The 8,633-nt window shown below is 65.1% G+C and carries 7 protein-coding genes; 3 read left to right on the top strand and 4 right to left on the bottom strand.

The window, feature by feature from the left end; all coding sequences use genetic code 11:
- Positions 1–212: 212 nt before the first annotated feature.
- The 3 genes from JQ603_RS35730 to JQ603_RS35720 all read right to left on the bottom strand — a co-directional run bounded on the left by JQ603_RS35730 (position 213) and on the right by JQ603_RS35720 (position 3,077).
- Complete coding sequence (locus JQ603_RS35730) at positions 213–965, bottom strand: hypothetical protein (protein WP_212347551.1); 753 nt, start codon at positions 963–965, stop codon at positions 213–215.
- A 2-nt stretch (positions 966–967) separates the two neighbouring features.
- Positions 968–1,756 (bottom strand): enoyl-CoA hydratase, encoded by a 789-nt coding sequence (locus JQ603_RS35725; RefSeq protein WP_130365957.1) that lies wholly within the window; start codon positions 1,754–1,756, stop codon positions 968–970.
- A gap of 115 nt (positions 1,757–1,871) precedes the next feature.
- A complete protein-coding gene (locus tag JQ603_RS35720; RefSeq protein ID WP_212347549.1) occupies positions 1,872–3,077 on the bottom strand; it encodes an ABC transporter substrate-binding protein in 1,206 nt (401 codons plus the stop codon).
- A 400-nt stretch (positions 3,078–3,477) separates the two neighbouring features.
- Here JQ603_RS35720 and JQ603_RS35715 point away from each other — a divergent pair, with 400 nt between their 5' ends.
- Complete coding sequence (locus JQ603_RS35715; RefSeq protein WP_433996670.1) at positions 3,478–4,248, top strand: thermonuclease family protein; 771 nt, start codon at positions 3,478–3,480, stop codon at positions 4,246–4,248.
- A 133-nt stretch (positions 4,249–4,381) separates the two neighbouring features.
- On the top strand, positions 4,382–5,773 hold the full coding sequence (locus JQ603_RS35710) for a M48 family metalloprotease (protein ID WP_245004074.1): 1,392 nt from the start codon (positions 4,382–4,384) through the stop codon (positions 5,771–5,773).
- A 181-nt stretch (positions 5,774–5,954) separates the two neighbouring features.
- On the opposite strand, the gene JQ603_RS35705 is transcribed toward JQ603_RS35710, so the two are convergent.
- Positions 5,955–7,283: an MFS transporter gene (locus JQ603_RS35705; RefSeq protein WP_212347544.1), complete on the bottom strand. Its 1,329-nt coding sequence runs from the start codon at positions 7,281–7,283 to the stop codon at positions 5,955–5,957.
- A gap of 181 nt (positions 7,284–7,464) precedes the next feature.
- On the opposite strand from JQ603_RS35705, the gene cyoA reads away from it, so the two are divergent.
- Complete coding sequence (cyoA, locus tag JQ603_RS35700) at positions 7,465–8,625, top strand: ubiquinol oxidase subunit II (protein ID WP_212347541.1); 1,161 nt, start codon at positions 7,465–7,467, stop codon at positions 8,623–8,625.
- Positions 8,626–8,633 lie beyond the last annotated feature (8 nt).

Genomic DNA, 8,633 nt, shown 5'->3' with positions numbered 1-8,633 from the left:
AACTCCGCCCCATGGCAACACCTCCTCCAGGAAGTGTTGCACTTCGTTTGTGAACTCAGGGGACCCATAACCACAGGGAGCGGTTGCAGGACGAGCCGGTAACTCCGAGTCTTCGCAGAACTATTGCTGCGGCGTATGGGTCCCGACCTTCGCCGGGACGACAACAATTTGTTGACGCGCTATCCTCGCGGTCATCGTCGTATCGACGATTGTCACACGCCAAGCCGGAACGTCACACCGCCCAGCAGAAACTCATTGCCCGCTACCGCGAGCCCTTTTGCCTTGGCGGTATGCAGCACCTGCGCCACGTCGGCCACGCGAAACTCCAGCGCGCTCATGATCTCGCTGGCGCCCTTCACAAAGCGGAAGGTCGCATTGGGCAGCTTCAATTCGGCATCGCCACTCGGCGCAACGCCGATGATCTTGCCCCAATGCTCCGCGAGCCCCGCCGGATCCGGGCTCTGCATCTCCACACCCGTCAGCGCCTGCGTCACATCCGTGCGAATGAATTTTTGCCAGTCCGGCCCCGCCGGCGGATACGGGCCCAGAATGTCGTCGCTGCCTTCGGTATGGTTGAACTCGATGAAGGCGGCGCGGCAGTCGCGGGGGTGGAGCTGCACGCCGTGATAGGGCGCGTGGTCGATCACGTTGGCGGTCCGCACACCCATGGCGTTGGCGTTGCGGCCGCGCTCCTCGGGATCATCGCAGCAGAAGATCGCCATGTAGCCGCCGCGGCCGCCGGTCTTCGCGATGAAGCGGCCGGCCGTGGTGCCGTCCTTGAACGGCGCCACCACCTCCAGCAGGATCGTGTCGACCGGGAGCAGCGCGTTCTCCAGGCCGTATTTCGCGACATTGCCATCGCGGTAGCAGACGGCGAGCCCCATGACCCGGGCGATGTCGGAGATCACCGGCTCGAGCTGTGGCGCGACCAGGCAGATTTGGCGCAGGCGCAGATACGACGACATCGTCACTCGCCCCTGAAGGCAGGTTTGCGCTTCTCGACGAAGGCTTTTGCGGCCTCCTTGTGATCGGCGGTGTCGCCGCAGCGGGTGTGGTGGATGGCTTCGCCGTCGAAGCAATCCTCCAGCGCCAGATGCTCGGCATTGTTGATGTTGCGCTTGATGAAGCCGAGCGCGATCGAGGGCCCCTGTGCGAGCGACAGCGCGAGTTCGTGCGCAGCAGCGTCGATCTCGGCGTCGGGCACGACCTTCGTCACCATGCCGATGGCGTGCGCTTCCTTCGCGGTCAGCACCGGCGACATGAGATACAGCTCGCGCGCCCGCGCGCTGCCGAGCAGCTGGGTGAGGAAATAGGTGCCGCCGTAATCGCCGGAGAAGCCGACCTTGGCGAAGGCCGTCGTGATCTTGCAGGATTCAGAGGCGATGCGCAGGTCGCAAGACAGCGCCATTGAGAGGCCAGCGCCGGCCGCCGCACCGTCGAGCTGCGCCACCACCGGTTTCGGCATCTGGTGCAGGATGCGCGAGACCTCCATGCCGCGGCGCAGATTCGCCAGCTTCTGCTCGAACGGCAGCGGCGCGCGGCCCTCCGCCATCGACTTGACGTCACCGCCGACGCAGAAGCTGCCACCCGCGCCCTTGAACAGCACCGCACGGACTTCCGGATCATCAGCGGCGCGGCGCGCCGCCTCGACCAGCCCGCGCACCATGTCGGGGTTGAGCGCGTTCTTCCGCTCCGGGCGGTTCATGGTGATGGTGAGCAGCCCGCCTTCGAGCTTCTGCAGGACCATGTCGTTCATGGGACGCCTTCCTTGTTGTTATGTACCTCCGTCGTTCCGGGGTTCGCGAAGCGAGAACCCGGAACCTCGAGATCCCGGGTTCACGCTTACGCGCGCCCCGGGATGACGCTTCGCGTCACTTCTTCACCAGCGGGCAGCGCGACTGCTCCAGCGACTGGAATGCTTCGCTGCCGGGCACGGTCGCGAGCAGCTTGTAGTCGTCCCAGCGGCCCTTGGACTCCGACGGCTTCTTCACCTCGAACAGGTACATGTCGTGGATCATGCGGCCATCCTCGCGGATCTTGCCATTCTTGGCGAAGAAGTCGTTGATCGGCGTCTCCTTCATCACCTTCATCACAGCTGCAGCATCGGTCGTGCCGGCCGCCTTCACGGCCTTGAGGTAATGCGTCACGGAGGAATAGACACCGGCCTGCGCCGAGGTCGGCGGCCGCTTCACACGCTCCTGGAAGCGCTTCGAGAAGGCGCGCGTCTCGTCGTTCATGTCCCAGTAGAAGGCTTCCGCCAGCAGAAGGCCCTGCGCGGTCTCCAACCCGATCGAGTCGATATCGGTGACGAAGGCGAGCAGCGGCGAGACCTTCTGACCGCCCTTCATGATGCCGAACTCGGCTGCCTGCTTGATGGCGTTGACGGTGTCGCCGCCGGCGTTGGCGAGCCCGATCACCTTGGCCTTCGAGGCCTGGGCCTGGAGCAGGAACGAGGAGAAATCCGACGTGTTGAGCGGATGGCGGACGTTGCCGAGCACCTTGCCGCCGGTCTTGGTCACGACGTTGCTGGTGTCCTTCTCCAGATCCTGGCCGAAGGCGTAATCGGCGGTGAGGAAGAACCAGGTGTCGAGGCCCGACTTCACGGCCGCAAGGCCGGTGACGTTGGCCTGTCCGAACGTATCGAACACATAGTGGATGGTGTAGGGACCGCAGGCCTCGTTGGAGAGACGGATCGAGCCCGGGCCGTTGAACATGATGATCTTGTTGCGCGCTTTCGCGATCTCACCAGCGGCGAGCGCGGTGGCGGAGGCCGCGACGTCGTAGATCATCTCGACGCCCTGGTTGTCGAGCATGTCGCGGGCGATGTTGCCGGAGAGATCGGCCTTGTTGAGATGGTCGGCCGCCAGCACCTGGATCTTGCGTCCCAGCACCTCGCCGCCGAAATCCTCGACGGCCATCTTCGCCGCGGTCTCGCTGCCGGGACCGGTGATGTCGGCATACAGGCTCGACATGTCGAGGATGCCGCCGATCTTGAGCGGCGGCTTGTCCTGGGCCTGCGCGGCGCTCGCACTCAGAGCAAACGCGGCAGCAAAAATGCCGGACAAAATATTCTTCATCGAAAATATCTCCCTTTATCGCGCCGTACTCTGATGGCGGCTTGGTTATCGTTGTTGCCGCAATCATGCCGCATGCGCGGGAGGGCAGCAAGCACGGGGGCGTTGAGAGCGCGCGATTGCCGCGGGTGTTTTCCGCAAAGCGGAATGGTGAGATGCGGCGAAATGCTTCCACATCGTCATTGCGAGCGCCGTGAAGCAATCACGATGCGTGAGGCAATGACGAAGCGTCACGCGAACTGCCGTAGGGTGGGCAAAGGCGCGCTCTTCGCGCCGTGCCCACCAGCCGGAGCGACGAACCGAAGACGTGGGCACGCTTCGCTTTGCCCACCCTACGAGTGCCCCTTCGTCGTTGGCACCGTTTGGGTTAAGGTCGCGGCGTAACGCAACCTCTCCGGGCAACGTGACGCGACTGTTTCACCTCATCGCAGCAATTCTTCTCGTCGCAGGTCACACCGCGTTCGCGGCACCGTGCCAATTCGAATCCCTGGGCGAGGCCCGCGTCGCCGCCATCGTCGACGCGCGCAGCATGCGCCTCAATGACGGTCGCGAGATTCGTCTCGCCGGCATCGAGCCGACGGCGACGACGAGGCAGGCGCTCACATCACTGCTCGCCGGCCGCGACGTAACGCTGCGAAGCGCCGACGACACGCCGGACCGTTACGGCCGCCACGGCGCGCTGGTCTTTATCGGTGAAAGCGACACCCCGGTTCAGGCCACGCTGCTGGCCCAGGGCGAAGCCATCGCCTCCGCCGAAATCGCCGACAAGGACTGCGCGGCCGCCCTGATGACGTCGGAGGCGCAGGCCAGGCGCCAAAAAATGGGCAACTGGGCTGACCCATCGGCCATAAAAAACGCGGAAAGTCCGGACGATATTTTGGCGGGGATCGGGCGCTTTATGGTGGTCGAGGGCAAAGTCCTGTCGGTCCGGCAAGCTGGGGTAATGACCTACCTCAACTTCGGACGAAACTGGACACGCGGCTTTGCCGTGACTATTTCAAGGCGCGCGTTACCGGCATTCGAAAGCGCCGGGATTCCCCCTAAGTCATTGGAGTATCGACGTATTCGAGTCAGGGGCTGGGTTGAGGGGACTTTGGGGCCGCGGATCGATGTGCGGCTCGTGGGACAGGTCGAGTTGCTAGGCGCAAACGAGCTGACAGGGGTAAGGCCCTAACAGGGCCAGGCACGGGTTAAGCGACGTGAATGGGGTGCTAGAACGGCACGGACTGGGCGATTGCCGCCGCCTGCGGGCTGCGCCGGCCGCGCTTTGCCTTGCGCTGGGCGGGCTCCTCGCGGGCTGCGGCGACATGAACCGGTTCCAGACCGCCGCCGCCCCGCCCACCGTTGCGATGCCCAAGCCCAAGCCGGCCGTCGCGCAGACCCCTGCCACCGAGAAGGAGCACGAGCGCATCCTGGCGAGCTATGGCGGCACCTATGACGACCCCAGGCTCGAATCGCTCGTCAGCAAGACCGTCGACCGGCTGGTCGCGGCGTCCGACCGTCCCGACCAGGGCTACAAGGTCACCATTCTCAATTCCGGCGCGGTGAATGCCTTCGCGCTGCCGAACGGCCAGCTCTATGTCACGCGCGGACTGCTTGCGCTTGCGAGCGACACCTCGGAATTGTCCTCCGTGCTCAGCCACGAGATGGCGCATGTGCTGTCCAAGCACGCCGCCATGCGCGAGGACCAGGCGCGCCAGGCCGCGATCGTCACTCGTGTCGTCACCGACATGAGCAACGACCCCGACCTCACCGCGCTCGCGCTCGCCAAGACCAAGCTCACCATGGCGAGTTTTTCGCGCAACCAGGAGTTCGAGGCTGACGGCATCGGCGTCGGCATCTCTGCGAAAGCGCATTTCGACCCCTATGGCGCCGCGCGCTTCCTCTCGGCGATGGAGCGCAATGCCGAACTGAAGGCCGGCAAGAGCTCGCTCGATCCACGCGCCCAGGATTTCACCTCGTCGCATCCGGCAACGCCGGAGCGCGTGCAGAACGCGCAGAACATCGCGCGGCAATATTCGGCCCCCGAAGGCGCCGAACGCGACCGCGAGAGCTATCTCGCCGCGATCGACAACCTCGTCTATGGCGAAGATCCCAGCGAAGGTTTTGTCCGCGGCCGGCGTTTCCTGCATCCGAAGCTCGGCTTCACCTTCCAGGCGCCTGATAATTTCACGCTCGACAACACCGCGCAGGCGGTGATCGGCGTGCGCGACGGCGGCTCGCAGGCGATGCGCTTCGACGTCGTGCGCGTGCCGGCCGAGCAGTCGCTCGGCGACTACCTGAATTCGGGCTGGATGGAAGGCGTCGAGAAGGCCTCGACCGAGGATCTCACTATCAACGGTTTCCCGGGCGCGTCCGCCACCGCCAAGGGCGACCAGTGGCAGTTCAAGGTCTATGCGCTGCGCTTCGGCAGCGACGTCTACCGCTTCATCTTCGCCGCACGGCAGAAATCGACCGAGAGCGAGCGCAACGCACGCGAGACCGTCAACTCATTCCGCCGCCTGACGCTCGACGAGATCCAGGCCGCGCGCCCGCTGCGCATCAAGGTCATCACCGTGCAGCCCGGCGACACCGTGGAATCGCTCTCCCACCGCATGGCCGGCGTCGATCACCCCGCCGAACGCTTCCGCGTGCTCAACGGCCTCGACCGCACCGCGCAGGTGAAGGTGCGGGATCGCGTGAAGATCGTGGCGGATTGAGGCTGCGCTAAGCGCACGTCATCCCGGGGCGCGCTTGGCGCGAACCCGGGATCTGGTGCTACAAATCCGCTGCCGTAGGGTGGGCAAAGCGAAGCGTGCCCACCATTCCCATCCACAATCGCTGAAAGGTGGTGGGCACGGCGCTACGCGCCTTTGCCCACCCTACAAGATTCGCGCTTGATTATGCGCCCGCGTCCATGTCGCCGGCCTCGCGCTGGCCGCTGAGCCAGAGCGCGAGCAGGGTCCAGAACGCGCCGGACAGCAGATACGCACCCGAGGCGATGACGCCGAGATTGGTGGCGAGCAGCAGCGCCACCAGCGGGGCGAAGCCGGCGCCGAACAGCCAGGCCATGTCAGAGGTCAGCGCGGAGGCCGTGTAGCGATACATCTGCTTGAAGTTCGAGGCGATCGCGCCCGAGGACTGGCCGAACGAGAGACCCAGCAGGATGAAGCCGATCACCATGTAGATGGTCTCGCCGAACGCGCCGGCATCGAGCAGCTGCGGCGCGAAACCGCTGTAGATCGCGATCGCGATCGCCGATCCCATCAAGAGCGACTTGCGGCCGACGCGGTCGGCGATGACGCCGGAAGCCACGATCGCGGCGACGCCGAACACGGCGGCAACGATCTCGATGATCAGGAAGCGCACCGGGCTTTCGCGGGTGAACAGGAACACCCAGGACAGCGGAAACACCGTGACCATGTGGAACAGCGCGAAGCTTGCCAGCGGCGCGAATGCGCCCAGCATGATGTTGTGGCCTTCGCGCGCGACAGTGTCGGAAATGCGCGAGGGCTGCAATTCGCGGGTCTCGAACAGCGAGGCATATTCTTCCGTCGTCACCATGCGCAGGCGCGCGAACAGCGCCACGACGTTGATGGCGAACGCGACGAAGAACGGATAGCGCCAGCCCCAGTCGAAGAAATCGTCGGCCGAGAGGTTGCCGGCGAAATAGGCGAACAGCGCGCTCGCCACGATCAGGCCGAGCGGAGCCCCGAGCTGCGGCACCATCGCGTACCAGCCGCGCTTGGAGGCCGGCGCATTTAGCGCCAGCAGCGAAGCCATGCCGTCCCAGGCGCCGCCCCAGGCCAGACCCTGCGCGATGCGCGCCAGTGCCAGCAGCCAGATCGCGGCAACGCCGATGTCGTGATAGCCGGGCAGGAAGGCGAGCGCGACGGTGGCGGTGCCGAGCAGGAACAGCGCCGAGACCAGCTTGGCCGTCTTGCCGTACTCCCGGTCGACCGTCATGAAAATGACGGTGCCGATCGGCCGGGCCAGGAACGCCAGCGCGAAGATCATGAAGGAATAGAGCGTTCCGGTCAGTTCGCTGGTGAACGGGAACACCAGGCGCGGGAACACGATCACCGAGGCGATCGCGAAGACGAAGAAGTCGAAGAATTCCGAGGTGCGCCCGATGATGACGCCGATGGCGATCTCGCCGGGACTGGCCTGGTCGTGGCCGTGCTCGCCCGAGTGGAGGTCTGCCATTGCGGGGGTCTGTGCCGTCGCCATTCGTGCGCCCTTAACGTCCTGAAAACCAAAGCTGACCGCCCGGCGGGGAGCCGGGCAATCCGGCCCTGTCTGGCCCAACATTCCGCACTGCAACATTGGACAAATTGTCCAATGTCCGGATTGCTGCGTCGCAGCTACCCGTTGGCTCCGCAAAGGAAACTCATTCTCAAAGGCTCGGCCCGTGTCTCGTCTCAAGATCCTGGCGCTACTACCTCTGGCTGCCGCACTCAGCGGCTGCGACTACGTCGTGCTGGCGCCAGCCGGCGACATCGCTGCCCAGCAGCGCGACCTCGTCATCATCTCCACCGTCCTGATGCTCCTGATCGTCGTCCCCGTGATGGCGCTGACGGTGCTGTTCGCCTGGCGCTACCGCCAGTCCAACACCTCGGCCCGCTACGAGCCGGAATGGGACCACTCGACCAAGCTCGAGCTGGTGATCTGGTCGGCGCCGCTCTTGATCATCGTCTGCCTGGGGGCGCTGACCTGGATGGGCACGCATCTGCTCGACCCCTATCGCACGCTCGGCCGCATCAAGGCGGAGCAGGCCGTGGACCGGTCCAAGGCCCCGCTCGAGGTCGACGTCGTCGCGCTCGACTGGAAGTGGCTCTTTATCTATCCGGACTACGGCATCGCCACCGTCAACGACCTCGCCGCTCCCGTCGATCGTCCGATCACCTTCCGCATCACCGCCTCCTCGGTGATGAACTCGTTCTACATCCCCGCGCTCGCCGGCCAGATCTATGCGATGCCGGGCATGGAGACGAAGCTCCACGCCGTCGTGAACCACGCCGGCACCTACAAGGGCTTCTCGGCCAACTACAGCGGCGCCGGATTCTCCGGCATGCGCTTCAACTTCCAGGGCCTCGACGACAAGGGCTTTGACGCCTGGGTCGCGCAGGCCAAATCCGCCGGTGGCTCGCTCGGCCGCGCCGAATATCTCCAGCTCGAAAAGCCCAGCGAGAACGAGCCGGTGCGCCGCTACGGCACGGTCGATTCCGATCTCTACCGCCTGATCCTCAACATGTGTGTCGAGACCGGCAAGATGTGCCAGAGCGAGATGATGGCGATCGACGCCAAGGGCGGCCGCGGCCATGAGGGCCTGAACAACACCCTGCCGCTCACCTACGACAAGTACGCCCGCCGCGGCACCCCGCTCGGGCCGGAGCCGACCTTCGTCGCCGGCACCTGCACGCCGGATGCGCCGCAGGGTCAGACCACCGCGTCGATCAAGGCCCCGATCGACATTGCGCCGCTCACCGGCGCCGGCCTGAAGCGGCCGACCTTCACGCCGCTGAAGTCCTCGTCCTTCTTCCTCGGACAGCGTCCGAAGTCAGACTCCTAAAGAGAACG

The organism is Bradyrhizobium liaoningense, assembly GCF_018130825.1.
Lineage (GTDB): Bacteria > Pseudomonadota > Alphaproteobacteria > Rhizobiales > Xanthobacteraceae > Bradyrhizobium > Bradyrhizobium liaoningense_B.
Note: the sequence above shows the minus strand (reverse complement) of the source record. Positions and strands in the feature narration are given on the sequence as shown.

What these genes read in the sequence shown, in the direction of transcription:
- JQ603_RS35730 (WP_212347551.1), bottom strand. Translation starts at nt 965, where the DNA reads ATGTCGTCGTATCTGCGCCTGCGCCAAATCTGCCTGGTCGCGCCACAG.
- JQ603_RS35725 (WP_130365957.1), bottom strand. Translation starts at nt 1,756, where the DNA reads ATGAACGACATGGTCCTGCAGAAGCTCGAAGGCGGGCTGCTCACCATC.
- JQ603_RS35720 (WP_212347549.1), bottom strand. Translation starts at nt 3,077, where the DNA reads ATGAAGAATATTTTGTCCGGCATTTTTGCTGCCGCGTTTGCTCTGAGT.
- JQ603_RS35710 (WP_245004074.1), top strand. Translation starts at nt 4,382, where the DNA reads ATGAACCGGTTCCAGACCGCCGCCGCCCCGCCCACCGTTGCGATGCCC.
- JQ603_RS35705 (WP_212347544.1), bottom strand. Translation starts at nt 7,283, where the DNA reads ATGGCGACGGCACAGACCCCCGCAATGGCAGACCTCCACTCGGGCGAG.